The sequence below is a fragment of the Streptomyces sp. ADI95-17 genome, from assembly GCF_003846175.1.
In the GTDB taxonomy this organism is placed as follows: Bacteria; Actinomycetota; Actinomycetes; order Streptomycetales; family Streptomycetaceae; genus Streptomyces; species Streptomyces sanglieri.
In genome coordinates, this window is record NZ_ML123045.1 from 160,051 (window position 1) to 183,391 (window position 23,341).

At 73.0% G+C, this 23,341-nt stretch carries 16 protein-coding genes; 7 read left to right on the plus strand and 9 right to left on the minus strand.

The window, feature by feature from the left end; all coding sequences use genetic code 11:
* Positions 1–42 precede the first annotated feature (42 nt).
* Positions 43–222 carry a hypothetical protein gene (locus tag EES42_RS08885; protein ID WP_124717602.1) on the minus strand — a complete coding sequence of 60 codons (180 nt, stop codon included), beginning with the start codon at positions 220–222 and terminating at the stop codon, positions 43–45.
* A 149-nt stretch (positions 223–371) separates the two neighbouring features.
* On the opposite strand from EES42_RS08885, the gene EES42_RS08890 reads away from it, so the two are divergent.
* Positions 372–4,127 (plus strand): ABC transporter ATP-binding protein, encoded by a 3,756-nt coding sequence (locus EES42_RS08890; protein WP_124717603.1) that lies wholly within the window; start codon positions 372–374, stop codon positions 4,125–4,127.
* A gap of 35 nt (positions 4,128–4,162) precedes the next feature.
* Here EES42_RS08890 and EES42_RS08895 read toward each other — a convergent pair whose 3' ends face one another.
* Positions 4,163–4,669 (minus strand): hypothetical protein, encoded by a 507-nt coding sequence (locus tag EES42_RS08895; protein ID WP_124717604.1) that lies wholly within the window; start codon positions 4,667–4,669, stop codon positions 4,163–4,165.
* Positions 4,670–4,927: 258 nt separating this feature from the next.
* Between EES42_RS08895 and EES42_RS08900 the strand changes: the two genes are divergently transcribed.
* Positions 4,928–5,299: a hypothetical protein gene (locus EES42_RS08900; RefSeq protein WP_124718461.1), complete on the plus strand. Its 372-nt coding sequence runs from the start codon at positions 4,928–4,930 to the stop codon at positions 5,297–5,299.
* 118 nt (positions 5,300–5,417) lie between these two features.
* On the plus strand, positions 5,418–6,887 hold the full coding sequence (locus EES42_RS08905; protein ID WP_124717605.1) for a S28 family serine protease: 1,470 nt from the start codon (positions 5,418–5,420) through the stop codon (positions 6,885–6,887).
* Positions 6,888–6,949: 62 nt separating this feature from the next.
* Here the strand turns inward: EES42_RS08905 and EES42_RS08910 are convergent, their stop codons facing one another.
* Positions 6,950–8,815, minus strand: a complete 1,866-nt coding sequence (locus EES42_RS08910) for a glycoside hydrolase family 3 protein (protein ID WP_124717606.1) — start codon at positions 8,813–8,815, stop codon at positions 6,950–6,952.
* A 185-nt stretch (positions 8,816–9,000) separates the two neighbouring features.
* Positions 9,001–9,909: a LysR family transcriptional regulator gene (locus EES42_RS08915; RefSeq protein ID WP_124717607.1), complete on the minus strand. Its 909-nt coding sequence runs from the start codon at positions 9,907–9,909 to the stop codon at positions 9,001–9,003.
* 139 nt (positions 9,910–10,048) lie between these two features.
* Here EES42_RS08915 and EES42_RS08920 point away from each other — a divergent pair, with 139 nt between their 5' ends.
* Entirely contained in the window at positions 10,049–10,966 is a 918-nt protein-coding gene (locus EES42_RS08920; RefSeq protein ID WP_124717608.1) for an EamA family transporter, read from the plus strand.
* Positions 10,967–11,005: 39 nt separating this feature from the next.
* Here EES42_RS08920 and EES42_RS08925 read toward each other — a convergent pair whose 3' ends face one another.
* The 5 genes from EES42_RS08925 to EES42_RS08945 form a co-directional block, all read right to left on the minus strand.
* The gene (locus EES42_RS08925) at positions 11,006–11,794 is read right to left on the minus strand and encodes a sugar phosphate isomerase/epimerase family protein (protein WP_124717609.1); all 789 of its coding nucleotides are present in this window, start codon (positions 11,792–11,794) and stop codon (positions 11,006–11,008) included.
* A gap of 246 nt (positions 11,795–12,040) precedes the next feature.
* On the minus strand, positions 12,041–14,959 hold the full coding sequence (locus EES42_RS08930) for a helix-turn-helix transcriptional regulator (protein WP_124717610.1): 2,919 nt from the start codon (positions 14,957–14,959) through the stop codon (positions 12,041–12,043).
* A gap of 70 nt (positions 14,960–15,029) precedes the next feature.
* Positions 15,030–15,227 carry a hypothetical protein gene (locus EES42_RS08935; RefSeq protein ID WP_124717611.1) on the minus strand — a complete coding sequence of 66 codons (198 nt, stop codon included), beginning with the start codon at positions 15,225–15,227 and terminating at the stop codon, positions 15,030–15,032.
* Positions 15,228–15,487: 260 nt separating this feature from the next.
* Positions 15,488–18,634: a type 2 lanthipeptide synthetase LanM family protein gene (locus EES42_RS08940; RefSeq protein ID WP_124717612.1), complete on the minus strand. Its 3,147-nt coding sequence runs from the start codon at positions 18,632–18,634 to the stop codon at positions 15,488–15,490.
* A 241-nt stretch (positions 18,635–18,875) separates the two neighbouring features.
* Positions 18,876–19,979, minus strand: a complete 1,104-nt coding sequence (locus tag EES42_RS08945) for a LacI family DNA-binding transcriptional regulator (protein ID WP_124717613.1) — start codon at positions 19,977–19,979, stop codon at positions 18,876–18,878.
* Between the two features lie 140 nt (positions 19,980–20,119).
* Between EES42_RS08945 and EES42_RS08950 the strand changes: the two genes are divergently transcribed.
* From EES42_RS08950 to EES42_RS08960, 3 genes are read left to right on the plus strand one after another with little or no spacing between them, the layout of a single operon-like run.
* Positions 20,120–21,271: a Gfo/Idh/MocA family protein gene (locus EES42_RS08950; RefSeq protein ID WP_124717614.1), complete on the plus strand. Its 1,152-nt coding sequence runs from the start codon at positions 20,120–20,122 to the stop codon at positions 21,269–21,271.
* Between the two features lie 43 nt (positions 21,272–21,314).
* Positions 21,315–22,457: a dihydrodipicolinate synthase family protein gene (locus EES42_RS08955; RefSeq protein WP_124717615.1), complete on the plus strand. Its 1,143-nt coding sequence runs from the start codon at positions 21,315–21,317 to the stop codon at positions 22,455–22,457.
* Entirely contained in the window at positions 22,454–23,281 is an 828-nt protein-coding gene (locus EES42_RS08960) for a sugar phosphate isomerase/epimerase family protein (RefSeq protein WP_124717616.1), read from the plus strand. Before EES42_RS08955 ends, EES42_RS08960 begins: the two co-directional genes overlap by 4 nt.
* Positions 23,282–23,341 lie beyond the last annotated feature (60 nt).

The window sequence follows — 23,341 nt, forward strand, 5'->3', positions numbered from 1 at the left end:
CGGGCCGGGGCCGGACCGGCCCCGGCCCGCACCGAGGCCCGCTCAGCCGTGGGCTGCGCGGGCCTCGGCAGCCCCCGGGCCCGCCCCGCCGCCCGTCCCCGGGCCCGCCCCGCCGTCCGTCCCCGGGCCCGCCCCGCCGTCCGTCCCCGCGTCCGACTCCGACGCCCCGGAACCCGCGTGCGCGGTGAACGCCACCCGCATCGTGTCGCCGTCCAGCTCCATGATCCCGGGCCAGGTCGGGCTCCTGGCGCCGCCGCACGCGCTCGGCGCTCTCGGCCCCCTCTTCGGCCCGGTTTTGTAACGGCGGGATGAAATCCGCTGCCCACCGCGTTGGTGCCTTCCGGTAGAGCAGGACGGACGGGGAGGCACCGGTGACGGACACAGGGGACGTACAGGGCGCGGCGCAGGCCCCGGGGTGGGCCCGGCGGCTGTGCGGGTACGCATGGCGCTACCGGCGCAATGTGCTGCTGGCGCTCGGCTCGTCGCTCGCCGGCATGGCGGTGATGGCGCTCGTCCCGCTGATCACCAAGGTGATCATCGACGACGTCGTGGTCGGCCACACCCGGTCCCTCGCCGTCTGGACCGGACTCCTCATAGCCGCCGCCGGGCTCGTGTACATAGCCACGTACATCCGCCGGTACTACGGCGGCCGGCTTGCCCTCGACGTGCAGCACGACCTCCGTACCGAGATGTACGGGACGATCACCCGGCTCGACGGGAAGCGGCAGGACGAACTGTCCACCGGCCAGGTCGTCGGGCGCGCCACCAGCGACCTCCAGCTGATCCAGGGGCTGCTGTTCATGCTCCCGATGACCATCGGGAACGTACTGCTCTTCCTCATATCCCTGGTGATCATGGCGTGGCTCTCGCCGCTGCTCACCCTGGTCGCGATCGCCGTCGCCCCCGCCCTCTGGTTCATCGCCCGCCGCTCCCGCGCCCGCCTCTTCCCCGCCACCTGGTACGCCCAGGGGCAGGCCGCCGCCGTCGCCGGTGTGGTCGACGGGGCCGTCTCCGGGGTCCGGGTCGTCAAGGGGTTCGGGCAGGAGGAGCAGGAGACCGGCAAGCTGCGCGAGGTGGGGCGGAAGCTGTTCGCCGGGCGGCTGCGGACGATCCGGCTGAACTCCCGCTACACCCCCGCCCTCCAGGCCGTCCCCGCGTTCGGCCAGGTCGCGATGCTGGCACTCGGCGGCTGGCTCGCCACCCGGGGTGAGATCACCCTCGGTACGTTCGTGGCGTTCTCCACGTATCTCGCCCAGCTCGTCGGACCGGTCCGGATGCTCGCCATGGTCCTCACCGTCGGCCAGCAGGCCCGGGCCGGCGTCGAGCGCGTACTGGAGCTGATCGACACCGAGCCGACCATGAAGGACGGCGCCAAGGACCTCCCGGCGGACGCCCCCGCGAGCGTCGAGTTCGACGACGTACGGTTCGGCTACGACGAGGACCGCCCCGTTCTCGACGGGTTCTCGCTGACCATCGAGCCCGGCGAGACCGTCGCCGTCGTCGGCGCGTCCGGCAGCGGCAAGTCCACCGTCTCGCTGCTGCTGCCCCGCTTCTACGACGTGACGCACGGCGCCGTCCTGGTCGGCGGCCACGACGTCCGCGAACTGACCCAGGCATCGCTGCGCGCCGCCATCGGCCTCGTACCGGAGGACAGCTTCCTGTTCTCCGACACCGTCCGCGCCAACATCGCCTACGGATTCCCCGACGCCTCCCGGGAACAGATCGAGGAGGCGGCCCGCGCCGCCCAGGCCGACCGGTTCATCGCGGAGCTGCCCGAGGGCTACGACACCAAGGTCGGCGAGCACGGGCTCACCCTCTCCGGCGGCCAGCGCCAGCGCGTCGCGCTCGCCCGCGCCATCCTCGCCGACCCCCGGCTGCTCCTCCTCGACGACGCCACCTCCGCCGTCGACGCCCGGGTCGAGCACGAGATCCACGAGGCGCTGCGCCAGGTGATGGCCGGCCGCACCACCCTGCTGATCGCCCACCGCCGCTCCACCCTCGGCCTCGCCGACCGGATCGCCGTCCTGGAGCACGGCAGGCTCGCCGACATCGGCACGCACGAGGAGCTGGAGCGCCGCTCCCCGCTCTACCGGCGGCTGCTCACCGACCCGGACGAGCTGGGCGGCACCTCGCCCGGACACCTGCCGACGGCCGCCCCGGCCGACACCACCCCCGAGGACGACCGCGCGCTCCAGGAGGAGCTGGACGCCGAGTTCGACGCCGAGCGCGGCATCAGCCCCCACCTGTGGGTGCGCAAGGAGGAGCCGCGCGACACCGACGCGGCCGGCATGCCCGCCACCCCCGAGCTGCTCGCCCAGGTCGAGGCGCTGCCGCCCGCCACCGACACCCCCGACATCGACGAGGCGCGGGCCGTCCGCGCCGAGGACTCGTACGGGCTGCGCAGGCTGCTGCGCGGCTTCGGGCTGCCGCTGCTGGTGAGCCTGGCGCTGGTCGCGGTCGACGCGGGCGCCGGCCTGCTGCTGCCGGTGCTGATCCGGCACGGCATCGACCAGGGCGTCTCGCAGCTCGCGCTCGGCGCGGTCTGGGCGGCGTCCGCGCTGGCCCTGGTGGTCGTCCTCGTGCAGTGGGCCGCCCAGATCGGCGAGACCCGGATGACCGGCCGCACCGGCGAGCGGGTGCTGTACTCACTGCGGCTGAAGATCTTCGCGCAGCTCCAGCGGCTCGGCCTGGACTACTACGAGCGCGAGCTGACCGGCCGCATCATGACCCGGATGACGACGGACGTGGACGCGCTGTCGACGTTCCTGCAGACCGGTCTGGTCACCGCCTTCGTCTCCGTCGTCACCTTCTTCGGCATCATGGTCGCGCTGCTGGTCCTCGACGTGCAGCTGGCCCTCGTGGTCTTCGCGACGCTGCCGCTGCTGGTCGTCGGTACGTTCTTCTTCCGCCGCAAGAGCGTCAAGGCGTACGAGCTGGCCCGCGAGCGCATCAGCGTGGTCAACGCCGACCTCCAGGAGTCCGTCTCCGGGCTGCGGATCGTGCAGGCGTTCCGCCGCGAGCACGACGGCGCGCAGCGGTTCGCCGAGCGCAGCGACCACTACCGCGAGGCCCGGGTCCGGGGCCAGTGGCTGATCTCGGTCTACTTCCCGTTCGTGCAGCTGCTGTCCTCGGTGGCCGCGGCCGCCGTCCTGATCGTCGGCGCCGGCCGGGTCGACAACGGCACGCTCACCACCGGTGCGCTGGTCGCGTACCTGCTCTACATCGATCTGTTCTTCGCCCCGGTGCAGCAGCTCTCCCAGGTCTTCGACGGCTACCAGCAGGCCACCGTCTCGCTGGGCCGGATCCAGGAGCTGCTGCGCGAGCCGACCTCCACCGACGCCGCGGACGAACCGCTGGACGTGCTGTCGCTGCGCGGCGAGATCGCCTTCGAGGACGTGTCCTTCGCGTACGGCTCCGGCGACGGCGCCGAGGAGGCCCTGGCCGGGGTCGACCTGCGGATACCGGCCGGACAGACGGTCGCCTTCGTCGGCGAGACCGGTGCGGGCAAGTCCACCCTCGTCAAGCTCGTCGCCCGCTTCTACGACCCCACGGGCGGCCGGGTCACGGCGGACGGCACCGATCTGCGCCGCCTCGACCTCACCGCGTACCGGCACCGGCTCGGCGTCGTACCGCAGGAGGCGTACCTCTTCGAGGGCACGGTCCGGGACGCCATCGCCTACGGGCGGCCCGAGGCCACCGACGCCGAGGTGGAGTCGGCGGCGCGGGCGGTCGGTGCCCACGACATGATCGCCACCCTGGACGGCGGCTATCTGCACGAGGTCGCCGAGCGGGGCCGCAACCTCTCGGCCGGCCAGCGCCAGCTGATCGCGCTGGCCCGCGCCGAACTCGTCGACCCGGACGTCCTGCTGCTCGACGAGGCGACCGCCTCGCTGGACCTGGCCAGTGAGGCCCTGGTCAACCAGGCGACCGACCGGCTCACCGGCCGCCGCACCACCCTGGTCGTCGCCCACCGGCTGACCACGGCGGCCCGCGCCGACCGGGTCGTGGTGATGGACCACGGCCGGGTCGTCGAGGACGGCACGCACGACGAACTGCTGGCCAGGGATGGGCACTACGCCGTGCTGTGGCGCACGTTCATCGGGGAGGACGAGCCCGCACAGGTGTGAGCGGCGGACCCGTCCCGCCCCGGCGCGTCCCCGGGTCAGTCGCCGATGCCGGAGATCTTTCCGGTGTGCAGGTCCGAGCGGACGGTCAGGTACGAGTACGTCGGGTGCTTGCCGGTGCTCCAGGTGAGCCGGACCGTCGACCAGGTGTGGCCGGCGGCGCTGTCGCCCGGGGTGACCCGGAAGGCGAGCGGGGTGTTCTGGGCGCGGAGCACCCCGTCCGCGTGGTTGCGCTGCTCCCAGGTGTTCAGCTGTTCGCGCAGCTGGCGGGTCAGATAGAAGTTCCGCAGGTCGGTGGCGAGCCTGCCGCCGTTCTCGGCGGTGACGGCATCGATGTAGGCGCCGTAGAAGTGGGCGACCTGCTGGTACGCGGGGGCGCCGGTCTCGCCGCGTGCCGGGGCCGGGGCCGCCGCGGTCGCCGGGGTCTGCGGGGCCGCCGCCGCTGCCGGGAGAGCGGCGACGGCGGTGAGGAGAGCGGAGGCGAGCAGCGTCCGGCCGATGAGGCGCCGGGCGCGGGGGCCCTGTGCGTTGCGGAGCTGAAGCATGACAGTTCCTGCCTTTCGTATGGCTCTGTCCTGTTGGAGTCATGCTGTGGCGATTCGGTTGCCCGGAGTGCGGAGCGCGCCGTGCGCAACCTCCGGATGGCCTCCTGCGTCGTACGCATGTATGCGCATGCGCCGCGCAGGGGCGTAGGTGTTCGAATGGTGATGGAGTTGCTGGTGCTCAGAGGGACGCGAAAGTCCGGAAAGGCCGAAATTTCCGACGAGGGTGACGGCGGAGGCGGGAGTGCTCGCACCCGCCGGATGCTGGTGTGCTCGGTCGTCCTGCCGCTGGTGGCCGCCCTCGGCCTGGTGCTCGGCGGCCCCTCGGCCGGCCGCGCCGATGCCGCGTCGGTCTGCGCCGGCCGCCCCGCCAAGACGGTCTCGTTCAAGACCGGCGAGCTGCGCGTCTACAAGAACCGTTCCTATGCCTGCGCGATCGCGGTCGCCAAGAAGTCCGGTCCGCGCCGCGCCATGTCCGTGACGCTCCAGGCGCGCGGCGGCAGCCCCGTCGTCGACCGGGGCCGGTACACCAAGCAGGCCGGCCCGGTGACGGTCCATGCGCTGAACCGGTGCGTCAGGGCCTCGGCCACCATCTCGGGGAAGTCGGGCAGCACGGGCTGGATCCTCTGCTGACCCGGGACCTCTCGTTCGGATCATGCCCGGCCCGCTGCCGCTCCGTGTCGACCGGGTCTGGCGGCACGGGTGTTGCCCCGCTAGGTTCACGGCACTGTTGTGACTCCTGGGAGGGCGTATGCGCAAGGCGTTCAGAGGGTTCCTGTCGCTCGCGGTGCTCATCGGCACAGTGGGCGTGACGGGTGCCTCGGCCGGGGCGGCCACCGCCGCGGAACCGGCCGCGGTCCGGACCGGCCCAGCCGCGGACAACGGCACCGGCACGGACATCAAGGACCGCATCCTGGCCATCCCGGGGATGAGCCTCATCGAGGAGAAGCCCTACGCGGGCTACCGCTACTTCGTCCTCAACTACACCCAGCCGATCGACCACCGGCACCCGTCCAGGGGCACCTTCCAGCAGCGCATCACCGTGCTGCACAAGGACACCTCCCGCCCGACGGTCTTCTCCACCAGCGGATACAACGTCTCCACGAGTCCCGGCCGCGCCGAGCCGACCCGGATCATCGACGGCAACCAGGTCTCCCTGGAGTACCGCTACTTCACCCCGTCCCGGCCGGCCCCCGCCGACTGGACCAAGCTCGACATCCGGCAGGCCGCCGACGACCAGCACCGCGTCTTCACCGCGCTGAAGCGGATCTACACCAAGAAGTGGCTGACCACCGGCGCCTCCAAGGGCGGCATGACGGCCACCTACTACGAGCGCTTCCACCCCGGGGACATGGACGGCGTCGTCGCGTACGTCGCGCCCAACGACGTGGTGGACAAGGAGGATTCGGCCTACGACCGGTTCTTCGAGAACGTCGGCACCAAGGAGTGCCGCGACCGGGTGAACGGTGTCCAGCGCGAGGCACTGGTCCGCCGCGAGCCGCTGGAGAAGAAGTACCGGGAGTACGCCGCCGCGAACGGCTACACCTTCGACACCACAGGCTCGCTCGACAAGGCGTACGAGGCCGTCGTCATGGACTACGTCTGGGCGTACTGGCAGTACAGCCTGCTGTCCGACTGCGACACCGTCCCGGCCGACGCCGAGTCCGCCACTGACCAGACGATCTGGGACTCCGTCGACTCGATCTCCGGCTTCTCCACCTACACCGACCAGAGCCTGGAGCGGTACACCCCGTACTACTACCAGGCGGGCACCCAGCTCGGATCGCCCGACATCCGCCAGCCGTGGGTCGGCGGGCTCAGCCGGTACGGGTACCAGCCGCCGCGCACCTTCGTGCCGCGTTCCATCCCGATGAGGTTCCAGCCGTCGGTGATGCGCGACATCGACAACTGGGTGAAGCACCACGCCGACCGGATGCTGTACGTGTACGGGGAGAACGACCCCTGGGGCGCGGAGCGCTTCCGGGTCGGCGCGGGCTCCCGCGACAGCTACGTCATGACGGAGCCCGGCGGCAACCACGGCGCCAGCGTGGCCGGGCTCGCCGAGAACGACAGCGCGAAGGCCACCGCGGCCATCCTGCGCTGGGCGGGCGTCGCCCCGGCCGCCGTGCGGGACGACCCGTCGAAGGCGAAGCCGCTCGCGAAGTTCGACGCACGGCTCGACCGGCAGGACGTGATGAACGAGCGCAGGCTGCGGCCGTAGGGCCCGGCAGGCACCCGTGACGGGGAGGGGCCGCGCGTCGCGCACGGCCCCTCCCCGTTCTGTCAGTACCTCAGCCCGTAACCCACCGGGTGCAGCACCACGGCCGGGTCGTCCGCGCGCTGCACCGGGACCGGCAGGGTGCCCTCCGGTTCGGCGCGGCCCGCGATCACCCGGGCGGCGGCGCGCAGTTCGACATCGGTCCAGGAGTACGTGGCCAGGTTGGCCGCGAACCCGGTCCCGGCCAGCTGGGCGATGTCGTACGGATTGCGGATCGCCACCGTGATCACCGGGACGCCGGTCGCCGCCAGCTTGCTCACCAGGGTGCGCTGCGAGCCGGTCGCCGAGACGTTGTACGTCGCCACGACCACCGCGTCCTTGCCCTGTGCGGCGGCCACCGCCTCGGCGATCTTCGCCGCGGTGGGGGCGGTGCCGGTGGACAGTGCGGTCGCCGCGTACCCGAGTTCGCCGAACGCCGTGGCCAGGGTGGTGGTCGGCGGTCCGGTGGTGCCGGACGGGGAGGCGGGGTCGGCGCCGACCACCAGCAGGTTGCGGTGCGAGCGGCGGGAGAGCGGCAGCAGCCCGCCGTCGTTGGCGAGCAGCGTGGTGGTGCGCTCGGCGATCCGGTCGGCGGCGGCGAGGTGCGCGCGGGTGCCCACGGTGCGGTCCACCCCCGAGCGGCTGACGAACGGGTCGTCGAACAGCCCGAGCTTCGCCTTCAGCCGCAGGATGCGCAGGATCGATTCATCAATCCGGGCCTCGCTGATCTCACCGCCCTTCACGGCCTCCAGCACGGCGTTCCAGGAGACGTCCAGGCTCGGCGGGTTCAGCAGCTGGTCGACGCCCGCCTGGAGGGCGAGGACCGGCACGCGCTCGTCGCCGTACTTCGTCCGCACCCCCTCCATGCCGAGCGAGTCGGTCACCACGACACCGTCGTAGCCGAGCTCCTCGCGCAGGATGCCGGTGAGGATCGGGCGGGACAGCGTCGCCGGGTCCTCGGCCGGGTCCAGGGCCGGGACCACGATGTGCGCGGTCATGATCGAGTCGATGCCCGCGGCGATCGCGGCCCGGAACGGCGGCTCGTCCAGCTCCGCCCACTGCTCCCGGGTGTGGGTGATGACGGGCAGCCCGGTGTGGCTGTCGGTGCTGGTGTCGCCGTGGCCCGGGAAGTGCTTGGCCGTCGAGGCGATCCCGCTGCTCTGGTACCCCTTCACCTGCGCGGCGACCATGGCGGCCACGGACTGCGGGTCGGAGCCGAAGGAGCGTACGCCGATCACCGGGTTGGCCGGGTTGACGTTGACGTCCGCGTCCGGGGCGTAGTTCTGGTTGATGCCGATCGCGGCCAGTTCGGCGCCCGCGATCTGCCCGGCCCGTCGGGCGTCGGAGCGCGAGCCTCCCGCGCCCAGCGCCATCGCGCCGGGCATCAGGGTGGCCGGCTCGCCGACCCGGCAGACGATGCCGTGCTCCTGGTCGGTGGAGACGAGGAGCGGCAGGGGAGTGGGGCCGGCCAGACCGGCGCGCTGGATGCCGTTGGAGAGTTCGGCGATCTGGTGCGGGTCGCGGGTGTTGTGCGCCCAGGTGAAGTAGATGATCCCGCCGACGTGGTACTTGGCGATCATCTCGGCGGCGGTGCGGACCCCGATCTCGGCCATGTTGGCGTCGATGTCGGCCTGGTCGGGGTCGGTGGCGGAGTGCCCGTACACCCGCATCACGAAGAGCTGCCCGACCTTCTCCTCCAGGGTCATCCCGGAGATGATCCGCTTGAGGCGCTTGGTGGTGGCGGCTGAGTTGTGCTGCCCGCCGCTGTGTCCGCTGCTCGCGGACCGCTGGGCGGCGACCGCGCCGGGGGCGAGGCCCGCGCCCGTGACGGCGGCGACTGCCGTCGCGGCGGTGGCGGTGAGGAGGGTGCGTCTGGAGGTGCGGTGGTGCACGTGAGCTCCTTCGGCCGTACTCGGGGACGAGAGATGGTGAGAACTGGTGAAAGAAACTTCCAAGGAGCACGGATATCCAGAAAATAACTTCCGGTCAAGGCTTAGGACCGATTTGAGCCCGTGCGGCGTGGCAGCGGAGACGCTCCCCTCCCTGCGACCGGGGGGCCGGCGACCGGGGGCCGTGCTCAGCTCAGCCCCACCGCTGCCCCGTGGGCCCGCAGCGCGGACACCGCCGCCGTGATCGCGGGCCGCCGGGCCGCCTCGGTACGCCACAGCGCGTACAGCCGGCGCACCGGTACGGGATCCAGCCGCACGGCCACCACTCCCGGCGGCAGCGTCCCCCGCCCCAGGCGCGGGATCATCGCGACCCCGAGGCCGGCCGCGAGCAGGGCCAGCTGGGTGTGGTTTTCCTCCGCCTGGTGCCGGATGTCCGGCTCGTAACCCGCCGCCCGCAACGTCCGTACGAGCCAGTCGTGGCAGACCGTCCCCGGAGGCTGGCAGATCCACCGCTCCTTCGCCAGTTCCTCGCGCCGTACCGCGTCCCGCCCGGCGAGACGGTGTCCCTCGGGCACCAGCAGATCGCAGCGGTCGTCCCCGATCACCGCCTGCGCCACGCCCTCCGGGGCGGGCAGCGGAGCGATGTCCCAGTCGTGCGCGACCGCCAGATCGATCACGCCCTTGGCCACCAGGTCGACCGAGAGATGCGGATCGACCTCGGTCATCCGGACCTCCAGCGCCGGGTGCTCCCGGTCCAGCTCCGCCAGGACCCCGGGCAGCAGCCCACGCGCCGCGGAGGCGAACGCGCCGATCGACAACCGCCCGGTCGGCAGCCCTCTGCGCTCCTCCAGCGTGGTCTCGGCGCTCTCCACGATCGCCAGCAACTGCTGGGCCGTCGCGGCCAGATGGAGCGCCTCCTCGGTCAGCGCGACCCCGCGCCCGCGCCGTTCGAGCAGTGTCGTACGGGTCTCCCGCTCCAGCTTGGTGATCTGCTGCGAGACCGCCGACGGGGTGTAGCCGAGCGCGGCGGCGGCGCCCGCGACGGAGCCGTGGACGGAGACGGCGTGCAGGGCGCGCAGCCGGGCCAGATCGAGCACCGGACCTCCCGTTCCCCTCAGGGGTGCTTCGTGGGTGCTTCATGAGGTGATTCATGAGGTGATTCATTAGCGATGCTCAATTCCACCATGAAGAAGTCCGCGCTGGTGCTACATGGTCGGTGCGGGTGATCCTCGGTGCATGCGTCCCCTCCACATCGCCCTGGCCGCCCTGGTGGCAGCCGTCTGGGGTGTCAATTTCGTCGTCATCGAGGTCGGTCTCGGACACTTCCCGCCGCTGCTCTTCTCGGCCCTGCGCTTCCTGGTCGCCGCGCTGCCCGCGGTCTTCTTCGTCGGCCGGCCCAAGGTCGCCTGGAAGTGGATCGTGGGCGTCGGGCTGGTCCTCGGGGTGGCGAAGTTCGGCCTGCTCTTCATCGGCATGGACCGGGGGATGCCCGCCGGTCTCTCCTCCCTCGTGCTCCAGGTCCAGGCGGTCTTCACCGCCCTGTTCGCCGCCGTCGCACTCGGTGAACGCCCTGGCAGGACAAGGGTGTTGGGGATGGGGGTGGCGCTCGCGGGCATCGGGGTCGCCGCGGTCGACGAAGGGGCGGGCGGGCCCGTGCTCGCCTTCGTCCTGGTGATCGCGGCGGCGGCCTGCTGGGGCGTGTCCAACGTGCTGACCCGCAAGGCCGCCCCACCCGACTCGCTCAACTTCATGGTCCGGGTCTCGACCGTGCCCGTACTCCCGCTGCTCGGCCTCTCGCTCCTCTTCGAGGGCTGGGACCGCGACAAGGAGGCGCTGGCCGGGCTCGACTGGAGCGGCGCCGGGATCATCGTCTACGTCGCCTGGATCACCACCGTCTTCGGCTTCGGTGCCTGGGGCTTCCTGCTGCGCCACCACCCGGCCTCCTCGGTGGCCCCCTTCACCCTGCTCGTCCCGGTCTTCGGGATGTCCTCGGCCGCCCTGCTGCTGGACGAGTCGGTGAGCCCGCTGCGGTGGTGCGCGGCGGCGCTGCTGGTCGGGGGAGTGGCGCTCACATCGCTGGCGGGGGCGCGGCGGCCGCGCGCCGGGGCACCGGAATCCCCGGAACCCGAGCCGGAGGTGGCGCGGGCCGCCTGAACTGCGCGGGCCGCGCCCGTTCCGGGCGGTGGGCGCCGCCTACCGCCCGCGCGCCCCCAGCCGCAGCAGGTACTCCCGCCCGGCGGCCAGCAGCCCCGGCAGTTCCGGCGCGTCCGGGTGCCAGCGCTTCTCGTACTCCCAGCAGACCCAGCCGTCCGGGTCCAGCGTGTCCAGGCAGGCCCCCAGCGGCAGCACCCCGGCGCCCAGGGCCAACGGCTCGGTGTCCTCGGCCGATGCGATGTCCTTCACCTGTACGTAGCCCAGGTGCGGGGCCAGCACCGCATGGCTGGCGGCCGGGTCCTCGCCCGCCAGCCAGGTGTGCATGATGTCCCAGAGCGCGCCGATCTGCCGGTGCCCGACCGTTCCGACGACCCGGGCCACATCGGCGCCGGCCCGGTGCGAGTCGTGGGTCTCCAGCAGGATGCGTACGCCCTGGTCGGCGGCGTGCGGGGCGGCGGCGGCCAGCCGGCGGGCGGCGGTCGCGTCGGCCGTGGCGGGGTCCTGGCCGCCGCCTCCGGGGAAGACCCGGACGTTCTGTGCGCCCAGGTCGTGCGCCAGGTCCACCAGCCCGGCCAGCTCGTCCAGCGCCGGCCCGTCGTCGCCCTCGGCGGCGGCCCGGACGTAACCGGCGACGGTCAGGATCTCGACGCCGCCCGCCTTGAACTCCTGTACGACCGCAGCCCGTTCGGGCGCGGAGAGGCCCGGGTGCACCGGCTCCTCGGGGTGGGCGCGCAGCTCCACCCCCTGGTAGCCGTGTCCGGCGGCGAGCCGGACGACATCGGCGACCGGCATCCCCGGGACTCCGAGGGTCGAGAAAGCGAGCTTCACGTGCGTGGTCCTTCCGTCGTCGTCCGGCCGCCCTTCCGGCCCGGCCTCAGCAGGGCTCCCGGAGCGGCTGCCCCAGACTATCCAGCAGCCTCGGCGCGCCCGCCCGCTGCCGGGGCCCCAACCGCCCGCCGGGCTCCGGCGCACCGAGCACCCGGCCCCCGCTGATCGGCGGGGCCGCCGCGCCCCGGACCCGCCCCCGCGCCGCCTCATCCGCCCCGGCCCCGCCCCGCGCCGCCCGGCCCCCGGTCAGTCGCGTTCGGCCGCGCACTCGGCGGAGAACTCGCACAGTGCCGCACGGTCCGTACGGCCCGTCTTGCTCAGCAGACTCGCCATGTGCTTCTCCACCGTGCGCGGCGATATGGACAGCCGCCGGGCGATCTGCTGATTGCCGGGCCGCTCCGTCAGCAGCACGAACACCTCGTACTCGCGCGGCGTCACCCCGCTCGTCCGCAGCTGGGCGGGGATGCGGTCCCAGCCGCCCCGGTGCTGCCCGACGCTGGCCCCCGCCTGCCGCAGCGCCGCCCGGCACGCGGCGGCGACCGGCTGGATGCCCGCCCCGTAGAAGTACTCCTCCGACGCCCGCAGCCAGCTCACCGGCTCGCCCCACTTCTCGGCGAGCGCCGCGCCGGCGACGAGCCGCAGCCCCAGATGGCGGGCGAGCGGGAAGGCGGCGGCGTCGGCGACGGCCGCCCCGACCGACCGGGCGGCCCGGTCCGCATCGCCCGCACGGCCGTGCAGCACGCCATCGGCCAGCCCAAGGAAGAGCTGGTTCCACGCCAGGTCCGCGCCGGGGCTCGCCAGGATCGTGTCGAGCTCCGCCCGGCCGTCCCGGCCGTCGAGTATCCGCAGCAGCGGACGCAGACCGTAACGCCCGCTCAGGTAGAAGAAACTGGGATGCTCGCGCTCCCAGGCCAGCGAGGCGTCCAGGTCGGCCAGCGCGCCCTCGCGGTCCTCCTCCAGCAGCGCCGCGAAGGCCCGGCAGAGCCCCAGTTGCAGCGGGACCAGTAAGGACTCCTCGCCGCCCGCCCGGCGGAACCGGACCATGGCCCGGTCCATGTCCCGTCTTCGGCCCCGGTGCGCGGCGAGCGTCGCCGAGGCCAGCAGCAGATAGCGGTGCGCCCCCAGATTGCGGACCCGCGCGCTGGCGGCCACCGACCGCTCGATGATCTCGTGCGCCCCGTCCCACTCGCTCCGCATCACCGCGTTCATGGCGAGCAGCCCGTCCACGGTCTGCGTCGGCACCAGCGCGCCCAGCGACTGGGCGGCGGTCCGGGCCGTCTCCAGCCCGGCCGGGTCACCGGTGCGCATGAACGTGTTGGCGCCGAGCCGGACCAGCGCCTCCACCCGCCACACCGGCAGGGCGTGCTGCTCGGAGACCGCGAGCATCCGCTCCAGGCACGCGTCGGCCTCGTCGAAGCCGCGCTCCCGGGAGAGCAGCGCCAGTAACTGCCAGGCCTGGCAGGCGACCACGGGGAGATTCCGTTCCTCCGCCACGGCGGCGGCCCGGCGCGCGGCGTCCTGGGCGGACCCCTGCCGCCCGTGGCCCTCATGGCCGGGCAGCAGCGCCAGATGACCGTCCACCACGTCGAGCGCCGCTTCCTGCTCGGGGCGGACGGCCGTACCGAGCACGCTCCGCGCGGTCCGGATCTGCCCGGCCGCCTCGTCCACGCGTTCCGCCATCACGGCCGCCCAGGCGATCCGGATGTGGGTCTCCCCGCGCTGCTCGGAGGCGTCGGAGCGCGACGGCACCGGGGGAAGCTCCGCGGTCAGCGCCAGAGCCGTGTCCAGCTCACCGGCCTCGGCGTGGGAGACGGCGAGCGACTCCGTGATGCTCCGCAGATCGCGCTCGTGGGCGAGTGAGCGGGCCCGTTCCAGCAGGATGACGGCCGAACCGGACGCGCCCGCGGCCAGCATCCGGCGGCCGACATCGGCGAACTGCCGGGCCGCGCCGTGCCGGTCGCCCCCGGCCAGTTGCAGTGTCGCCATCAACTGACGCTGCTCATCTCCGAGTTGATGATCGGCGGCGGCCAGGGAAAGCGCCGCGCGACGGGCCGTCGCGGCCCGCTCCGCCGGTGCCAGCGAGGCCACCAGCGCCTCGGCGGTCAGTGCGTGCCGGAAGGTGTAGCGGTCGGGGTCCGCCCCGTCGGGGGTGATGATGTTCGCCTCCACGGCGGAGCGCAGATGGCTGAAGAGCGTACGGTCGTCGAACCCGGTGACCGTCTGGAGCACGGTGACCGAGAACCGGTTGCCCAGCGTGGCCGCGCACAGGAGCAGTTCGCGCACCGGCTCGTCGAACCGGTCCAGCCGCCGCGACCAACTGCGCACCACCCCGGTCGGCACCGACGCGTCCGGGTTGACGTGTTCCTCCCACCGGCCGCCGGCCCGGCGCAGCTGGCCGGAGTCGAGCAGATCGGCGAGCAGCACCTCGACCAGGTACGGATTGCCGCCCGCCCGGCCGGCCAGCCGTTCGTGGGTGGCCTGCGGCACCTCGTCCGGGGCGGCCTCCAGACACGAGGCGGTCATCTCCCGCACGTCCGCGTCCCCGAGCGGCGCCAGCTCGCGCACCGTGGCGACCTGCCGCCGTTCCGCCGAGCGCACCAGGTCGAGCGCGACACCGGGCTCCGGACGCAACGTCCCCAGCAACAGCACCGGCAGGTCCGCCACGTTGTCGATGACGTACTCCACCACCGCGATCGTCTCGGTGTCGGAGTCGTGCAGGTCCTCCAGCAGGATCACGCAACCGTGTTCCTGGCCGAGCACCGACAGCAGCCGCAGCAGCGCCTCGGCCAGCTCGACCACGGTCTCCGGATAGCCGGGGGAGGAACCCCGGCGCCACTCCGGCACCAGCCGGGCCAGCGCCGGACGGTAGGGGTCCAGCTCCGGGTCGGTGGGCGTGCCGGCCGCCCGGAACCGCGAGGACAGCGCCTCGATCAGCGGGCGGAACGGCACCACGAGACCGGTGGACGTGGCCCTGCCGCGCAGCACCGGCATGCCCCGCTCGTACGCCCGGTAGGCGCACTCACCGGCCAGCCGGGATTTGCCGATGCCCGCGTCACCGACGAAGAAGACCGCGCACCCCGAACGCCGCGACGCGGTGTCCAGGGCACTGCTCAACAGGCCGGTCTCGGCGACACGCCCGACAATCACTGACGAAGTGGCACGCATGTACGCAGGCTACTTGAGCCACTACCCACCGGTCAGTGCGGCAAATCCCTTGGCCCCAAAAGGAATTGACTCAGGCCCAGGTCATCGTGGTCCACGGCAGGTCCCCGGTGCAGTCGCCGCCCGCGTCCGTGGCGCCGAGGATTCTGCTGCGCAGCCCCAGTCTGCCGCCCGCACCCAGGGCGATCCTGCCGACGGGGTGCTCGTCCGCGAAGTCGGCGAAGTTGTTGAACTCGGCGGCGCGGAGGGCGGAAGCTTCGGTGGTCTGCATGGTCTGCCTCTTCTCGTGGGAGGTTGTCGTTGCGTGAGCGGAGTGACGAGATGTGTACGACGCGATGGTGCGTGAGATACGTGAGAGGTGAGGAAGTGCGCGCTGTGGTACGGGTGTTACGTGCGAGACGCGAAGGTGTGAAGGGTAGGGGCAGGGGCGGGTTGTGAGGTGTGGGCCGCGCGTGGACACCGGCTCAGGGCATTCGCCGGCCTTCGCTCCGGCTCGGCCCCCGGTTCCGGTCTGCCCCGTCCCGTGACCGTTCAGCCGGGCGCCGCCGACATGGTGGGCCCGGCGAGCAGCAGCATCGACGGCACCCGGTCGGGGAATCCGGCCCGCAGCAGCCCGTGCCCGATCCCCGCGAGGCCGGTCAGCAGCCCCGGATGCGACACCTGGCCGGGCGTTCCGCAGCGCGGCTTCGTCCGGTCGGCCGCCGCGAGCAGCGCCCCGGCCCGCTCCACCCAGCGGGTGCGGACACCTGACGGCTCGCCCCGGCGCAGCAGTTCGAGGACACCGAGTTCGCCGTGGCACAGGCTGTCGTCCGGCGGCGGTTCGGCCCGTGCGATGTCCGCCGCCACCTCCTGCGCCCAGGCGGACAGCAGTGGGTCGGCCTGCGCCGCCGGGCTGTCCAGTACGGCCAGCGCCACGCCCGTCCTGCCCCGGCACCAGGAGATGTCGCGGTCCACGGAGCCGGTCGCGGCCCGCAGCGCGGCGAGCCCCGAGGCGCGGTACGGCTCGCCGCCACCCGCCTCGGCGAAGCGCAGCAGCGCCCAGCCGATCCCGGCGGACCCGTCGGCGAACCCCGGTGTGTCCGGCAGCGGCGCCTCGCGCAGCAGCCCGGCGCAGCGTTCCGCCGTGCGCCACACATCGGCCCGCCCGGTGACCCGGTACCCGGCGAGCAGACCGGCCAGCCCGCCGGCCGTACCGCCACGCACCCCGTACTCGCTCTCGGCGACGGCCGCCGCACCGGTCAACCGCAGTGCGGGCAGCACCAGTCCACCGAGGCACGGGTCGTCCAGCACGTCCGCGACCTGGGTCAGCGCGTACGCGATCCCGCCGATCCCGGCGAACGCACCCGAGCCCACCGGGCCCAGGTCGTCCGGGCGCGAGTGCAGCACGTCCAGCAGCCCGGCGAGGGGTGCCAGCGCGTCCCGGGCGGCCGCGGCGTACCGGTCCGCCCCGGTGAGCGCGGCGAGCTGGGCGAGGAAGCACGCCGTACCGGTGTAGCCGCCCGCCAGATCGGCGGCCATCGGGCCCAGCCGCCAGTAGCGCTCGTCGAGCAGCTCCAGGCCGATCCAGTTGAGCCGGGTGGGTCCGGAGTAGGCCTGGGACACCAGCCCGTCGCCGACCGACCGGGCCGCCGCGAGCAGCTCGTCCGGATCCGGCGCGGTCGCGGCCGTACGGACCCGGCGCGGGCCGGGCCGGGGCTCGTGGGCGGGCTCGCGCGAGGTGGTCACCATCGCGGCCCGGATGATCCGTTCCTGGTCCTGGCGGTCCACCGCACCCATGGCCGCCAGCTTCGCGCGGACCAGGGACAGCCCGGTCCGGGCGAGCGTGCCGGGCAGTATCCGGCCGGTCCCGCTCCACAGGTCGGTACGTTCGGGCAGGGCGGTGAACAGTGGCACGTCGCCCGACCAGAGCTGGGCGATCTCCTCGTCCAGCAGGCCGGGAAGCGAGGCGGATCCCAGGGTGTCGGTGCCCAGCAGCGCGAGCACCTCGTGCCGCTCGGCGGCGTCCTTCATCAGGTCCGGGTGGGTGGACTCGTCCAGGAGCGAGGCGTAGATCCAGGTGGGCCGCACCACGACCCGTACCTCGTCGTGCGCGAACCGGTCCAACAGGCCGCCGGTGCGCAGGAGTTCGGTGCGGGCCTCCTTGATCGCGGTGTAGCCGGCGCGGAATCCGGCACACAGCGCCCGGGTGAAGGCGGACGGGTCGGCGGGCGTTCCGGTCAGCCGGGGCCGGTTCGCCGAACCGCCGAACCGGGCCGTCCGGCGCACCAGCCGCATCCGGTCGGTCCCCGCGTCCGCCCAGTCCACGCCGCGCACCGGGGAATCGGCCGCCTGCCCACCGCCGATCCCGGACATGTCGAGCGCCGACTCGTCCCCGACGAGCAACTGCGGCAGCAGTCCAACCCGGTGCACCGAGTCGTGCAGGGCGCGGGCCGCCGGATCGTCCGAACCGGCCGTGGGCAGCGGCGGGTGGAACAGCGTCTCCACGTCGACGAGTACCGGGTACTCCCCGTCCGCGATCAGGTTCTCGTGGTGCAGATCGGTGCCGTCCAGCGCGTGCAGCAGCGCCAGCAGTGCGCCCTGGCGCCGGTAGAAGGTCTCGACCTGGCGGCCCGAGCGGCAGGGCCGTTCCGCGACGAACTCCACCCAGCCGTACGGCCCCCGGTCCAGCAGGGCGAGCGTACGGAGTCCGGGAGTGCCAGGCAGCTCGTTGAACCACTGGACCAGTTCGTTGAAGTGCTGGTGCGCGGCGAGCGGACGCGGCTTGTAGACCAGCCGGGCGCCGTCCTCGAACCGGAGCAGCATCACGGTCCGCCCGCCCCGGTGGCCGTCCCCGGCACCGGGCTCGACCCCCACCAGCCGGCCGCCTCCGGCCTCTTCGTCCCCGGTCTCTTCGTTCCCGGTCTCTTCGCCTCGGGCCTCTTCGGCTCCGGCCTCTTCGCCCCGGGACTCGTGGACGCCGGGCAGTACCGGCCGGTCCGTGGCGAACCGGACCAGCATCTCGGCCAGCGCGGCGGCGGCGTCGAGCGCGGTACGTGCCAGGATCCGGGCCAGTACGGGGTACGTGGTGCAGAGCGCGGCCAGTCCGGACCGGGCGCCGGTCAGCCGCAGGAAGTCGGTGAACCGGTCCTCGGGGCCGTCCCCGGCCAGCCGCCCGTCCCGCCGCGCCGTGTGCAGCTCCAGGACCAGGGTCCGGGCGGCGAGCCGCGCGAGCCGCCGGGACAGATGCCGCTCGAAGTCGTCCTGCACGGCGTCCAGATCGACGCACCGGCTCAGCCGCCGCGGCAGACCGTCCCGCATCCGCCGCGCCGCGCAGCCGGTGAACGGGGCGAGAACACGCTCGAATCCACGCAGCCCCGGCAGATCCTCCCGGTCGCCGATCGCTGCCCGCTCGGGCGCGGCGGCAATCGCGTCCTGGACGAACACTGCCCAGTCCGGGGCGTGTTCGGGAAGCGCATCTCCGCGCAGCGCATCACCACCGGTCAGCGCATCACCGGCCGACGCATCACCGGTCAGTGCCGGCCGCCACCATGAACCAGCGGCCCGGGAAGCCGCGTCCGCCGTCGGCCGGTCGGCCTCCAGCAGGCCGCCCGCATCGGCGGAGGAACCCGCTGCCGCAGCCGGCCGTGACACGGAAGAGACGCCCAGCCGCCCGCCGCCACCCGCATGGATCTCCGCCATCGCACCTCCTCGGTCCGGCGCCGGCACCACCGGTCCGCCACGCCCCATACTTCCGGCGAAGCCTCCGGCGGACATGGGGGCAACACCCCCATCTTTCTGCCCGTGACCCGAACCGGAACCGGAACGAGCCCGTGCGCACCCCCGTCCGGAGGCCGGAACGGGCCCCGGCGCACCCCCCGTCCGAAGGCTGGAACGGGCCCCGGCACAGCCTCCGTCCGAAGCCCGGGTCACGGGCTGCGGTTCATGCCCGGGGCGGTGCCGTCGACCCCCGCACCATCAGCTCCGCCGCGATCGTCGCGATGCCCCCGGGCGGCGGGTTCTCCTTGCCCATCGCGAGCCGGCCCGCGCGGGCGCCCGCCTCGAAGAGCGGCAGCCGTACGGTCGTCAGCGCCGGGACCGCGTCCACCGAGAACGGCAGGTCGTCGAAGCCCGCCACCGAGATGTCCTCGGGGATGCGCAGCCCCCGGTCCCTGACGGCCGCGCACGCGCCCAGCGCCACCGTGTCGTTGGCCGCGACGATCGCCGTCACCTCCGGTTCGCGGCGCAGGAGTTCGAGGGTGGCGTCGTACCCGGAGCGACGGTCGTAGGGGCCGTGGACGGTGAGGCGCTCCTCGTCGTACCCGTCGGTGGGACGCCCCGCCGCGCCCGTACCGCCGCCGAGGAGCCCCGCCGCCCGCATCGCGTCGCGGTGGCCCTCCAGCCGGTGGCGGGTCGTCGTCCGCTCCAGCGGGCCCGCGACATAGCCGATCCGCCGGTGGCCGAGCGAGAGCAGGTGCTCGGTGAGGCGACGCCCGCCGCCCCGGTTGTCGAAGGCCAGCGCGGCCACGACCGCCTCGCCGTCCGGCAGCGGGGGCCGCCCGCACAGCACCACCCGGGTGCCCGCGTCCGCGAGCTTGGCCAGCTTGGCGGAGACCGCGGCCTGGTGCACCGGGTCCTCCACCGCGCCGCCGGTCAGGACGACGGCCGCGGCGCGCTGGCGCTGGAGCAGGGTGAGATAGGTCAGTTCGCGCTCGGGGGAGCCGCCGGTGTTGCAGACCACCGCGAGCTTCTCGCCGCCCGCCCGGCCCGAACCGTCGCCCGGCCCGCCGATCTCGGTCTGCGCCGCGCCCGCCATGATCCCGAAGAACGGGTCCGCGATGTCGTTGACCAGGATGCCGACCAGATCGGAAGTGGCCGCCGCGAGCGAGCTGGCCGGCCCGTTGAGCACATAGTCCAGGTCGTCCACCGCGCGCAGGACCCGTTCACGGGTGGACGCGGCCACCGGGTAGTTGCCGTTGAGCACGCGGGAGACGGTGGCCGGCGACACCCGGGCGCGGGCCGCCACATCCGCCAGGGTGACTGTCATCGCTTTCCTCCGAGGAGTGACGAGGAGTGTGGGTGGAGTGAGTGGAGTTATCGGCGGCCCCCTCTTGTCCGGGCCGCTGTCGGCAGGCTAGCGTCATACCGTATAGAAAGCGCTTGCTACGGCTGTATGGAGGAAGTTTCGTGACACGCAGGACAGTGCGCATCGCCATGAACGGCGTCACGGGTCGCATGGGATACCGGCAGCACCTGGTGCGCTCGATCCTCGCGATCCGCGAGCAGGGCGGCCTCGACCTCGGCGACGGGGACGTGCTGTGGCCCGAGCCCGTGCTGGTCGGCCGCCGCGCCCATGCGCTGGAGGAGCTCGCCGCGCAGCACGGCCTGACCGAGTGGTCGACCGACCTCGACGCGGTCCTCGCCGACGACACCATCGACATCTACTTCGACGCCCAGGTCACCTCGGCCCGGGTGGACGCGATCAAGAAGGCGATCGCGGCGGGCAAGCACATCTACACCGAGAAGCCCACCGCCACCGACGTCGAGGGCGCCCTGGAGCTGGCCCGGCTGGCCCGCGAGGCCGGGATCAAGCACGGCGTCGTCCAGGACAAGATCTTCCTGCCGGGCCTGCTGAAGCTGAAGCGCCTCGTCGACGGCGGCTTCTTCGGCGAGATCCTCTCCGTGCGCGGCGAGTTCGGCTACTGGGTCTTCGAGGGCGACTGGCAGGAGGCCCAGCGCCCGTCCTGGAACTACCGCGCGGAGGACGGCGGCGGCATCGTCGTCGACATGTTCCCGCACTGGGAGTACGTGCTCCACGAGCTGTTCGGCAGGGTCTCCACCGTCCAGGCACACGTCCAGACGCACATCCCGCAGCGCTGGGACGAGCAGGGCAAGCCCTACGCCGCGACCGCCGACGACTCCGCGTACGGCATCTTCCAGCTGGAGGGCGGCGCGGTCGCGCAGATCAACTCCTCCTGGACGGTCCGGGTCAACCGCGACGAGCTGGTCGAGTTCCAGGTCGACGGAACGCACGGCTCCGCCGTCGCCGGCCTGCGCAACTGCCGGGTCCAGCACCGCTCGGCCACCCCCAAGCCGGTCTGGAACCCCGACCTCCCGGTCACCGAGTCCTTCCGCGACCAGTGGCAGGAAGTCCCCGACAACGCGGTCTTCGACAACGGCTTCAAGGCCCAGTGGGAGCTCTTCCTGCGCCACATCGTCCTCGACGAGCCGTACACCTGGGACCTGATGGCCGGCGCCCGCGGCGTGCAGCTCGCCGAGCTGGGCCTGAAGTCCCACGCGGAGGGCCGCCGCCTCGACGTCCCGGAGCTGTCCCTGTGACCGCCCACCCCGTACACGTATGGCGCATCGGAGCTGATCTGAGTTGACCATCCACCTCCCGCAGGGCCCGTACGAACCCCGCACCACCCCGCTCGACCTCGCGCCCGGCGGCAGCCCGCTCGCCTCCCGCACGGTCTTCTCGGCGGCCCATGTCGTCGCCGACCCGTACGCCGACATCAGCCCCGACTCGCCGGCCGCCGTCGACTGGGACGCCACCCTCGCCTTCCGCCGCCACCTCTGGTCGCACGGCCTCGGCGTCGCGGAGGCGATGGACACCGCCCAGCGCGGCATGGGCCTGGACTGGGCCGGCGCCGCCGAGCTGATCCGCCGCTCCGCCGCCGAGGCGAAGTCGGTCGGCGGCCGCATCGCCTGCGGCGTCGGCACCGACCAGCTCACCGGCCCCGCCACCCTCGCCGAGGTCCGCGCCGCGTACGAGGAGCAGCTCACGCTCGTCGAGGAGAGCGGCGCCCAGGCCATCCTGATGGCCTCCCGCGCGCTCGCCGCGGCTGCGAAGGGACCCGAGGACTACCTGGAGACGTACGCGCACCTGCTGCGCCAGGCGTCGGAGCCGGTCGTCCTGCACTGGCTGGGCCCGATGTTCGACCCCGCGCTGGACGGCTACTGGGGTTCTTCCGACCTCGACACCGCCACCGACACGTTCCTGAAGGTCATCGCCGAACACCCGGACAAGGTCGACGGCATCAAGATCTCCCTCCTCGACGCGGAGCGCGAGATCGACGTCCGGCGCCGGCTGCCGGGCGGGGTGCGCTGCTACACCGGCGACGACTTCAACTACCCCGAGCTGATCGCGGGCGACGACCAGGGCTTCAGCCACGCCCTGCTCGGCATCTTCGACCCGCTGGGCCCGCTGGCCGCGCACGCGGTACGGGTCCTCGACACGGGTGACACCCAGGGTTTCTGCGACCTCCTCGACCCCACGGTCGAGCTGTCCCGGCACCTCTTCCAGGCGCCCACCCGGTTCTACAAGACGGGCGTGGTGTTCCTCGCCTGGCTGGCCGGCCACCAGGACCACTTCACGATGGTCGGCGGGCTCCAGTCCGCCCGCTCGCTGCCGCACCTGGCGAAGGCGTACGAACTCGCGGACCGGCTGGGCCTGTTCCCCGATCCGGAGCTGGCCGAATCCCGGATGCGCGCCCTGCTCGCCGTCAATGGAGGCACCCGATGAGCGACGGCCGTCTCTCCATCAACCAGGAGACCATCAAGCAGTGGTCGCTGCCCGAGCTGGCCGAGGGCTGCGCCAAGGCGGGCATCGACAAGGTCGGCCTGTGGCGGGCCCCCGTCCAGTCGTACGGCATCGAGCGCACCGCCCGGCTCCTCGCCGATTCCGGCCTGTCCGTCACCAGCCTGTGCCGCGGCGGCTTCTTCACCGCCCTGGACCCGGCGGAACGGGCCCGCGCCCTGGACGACAACCGCGCCGCGCTCGACGAGGCGGCGGCCCTGTCCACCGACACCCTGGTCCTGGTCTCCGGCGGTCTCCCCGAGGGCAGCAAGGACCTGCACGGTGCCCGTGAGCGGATCGCCGACGCGCTCGCCGAGCTGGCCCCGTACGCGGCCGAACGCGGCGTACGCCTGGCCATCGAACCGCTGCACCCGATGTTCGCCTCGGACCGCTGCGTGGTCTCCACGCTCTCCCAGGCGCTGGACATCGCGGAACGCTTCCCGGCCGACCAGGTGGGCGTGGTCGTCGACACGTACCACATCTGGTGGGACGACCAGGCGCCCGCGCAGATCGCCCGCGCCGGTGCGGGCGGCCGGATCCACTCCTTCCAGCTGGCCGACTGGATCACCCCGCTCCCGGCGGGCGTCCTGCTCGGCCGGGGCCAGCTCGGCGACGGAGCGGTGGACTTCCGTTCCTTCCGCTCCCTGGTCGAGGCCACCGGCTTCGACGGCCCGATCGAGGTGGAGATCTTCAACGAGGCCCTCTGGGCCCGGGACGGCGCCGAAGTCCTCACGGAGGTGGCCGCCCGGTACGCCGAGCACGCCTGCTGACAAGGCTCTTTGCCACCAAGGCAAAGAGATCGTCAAGGCGTGCAACCGTTTGGCACCCGA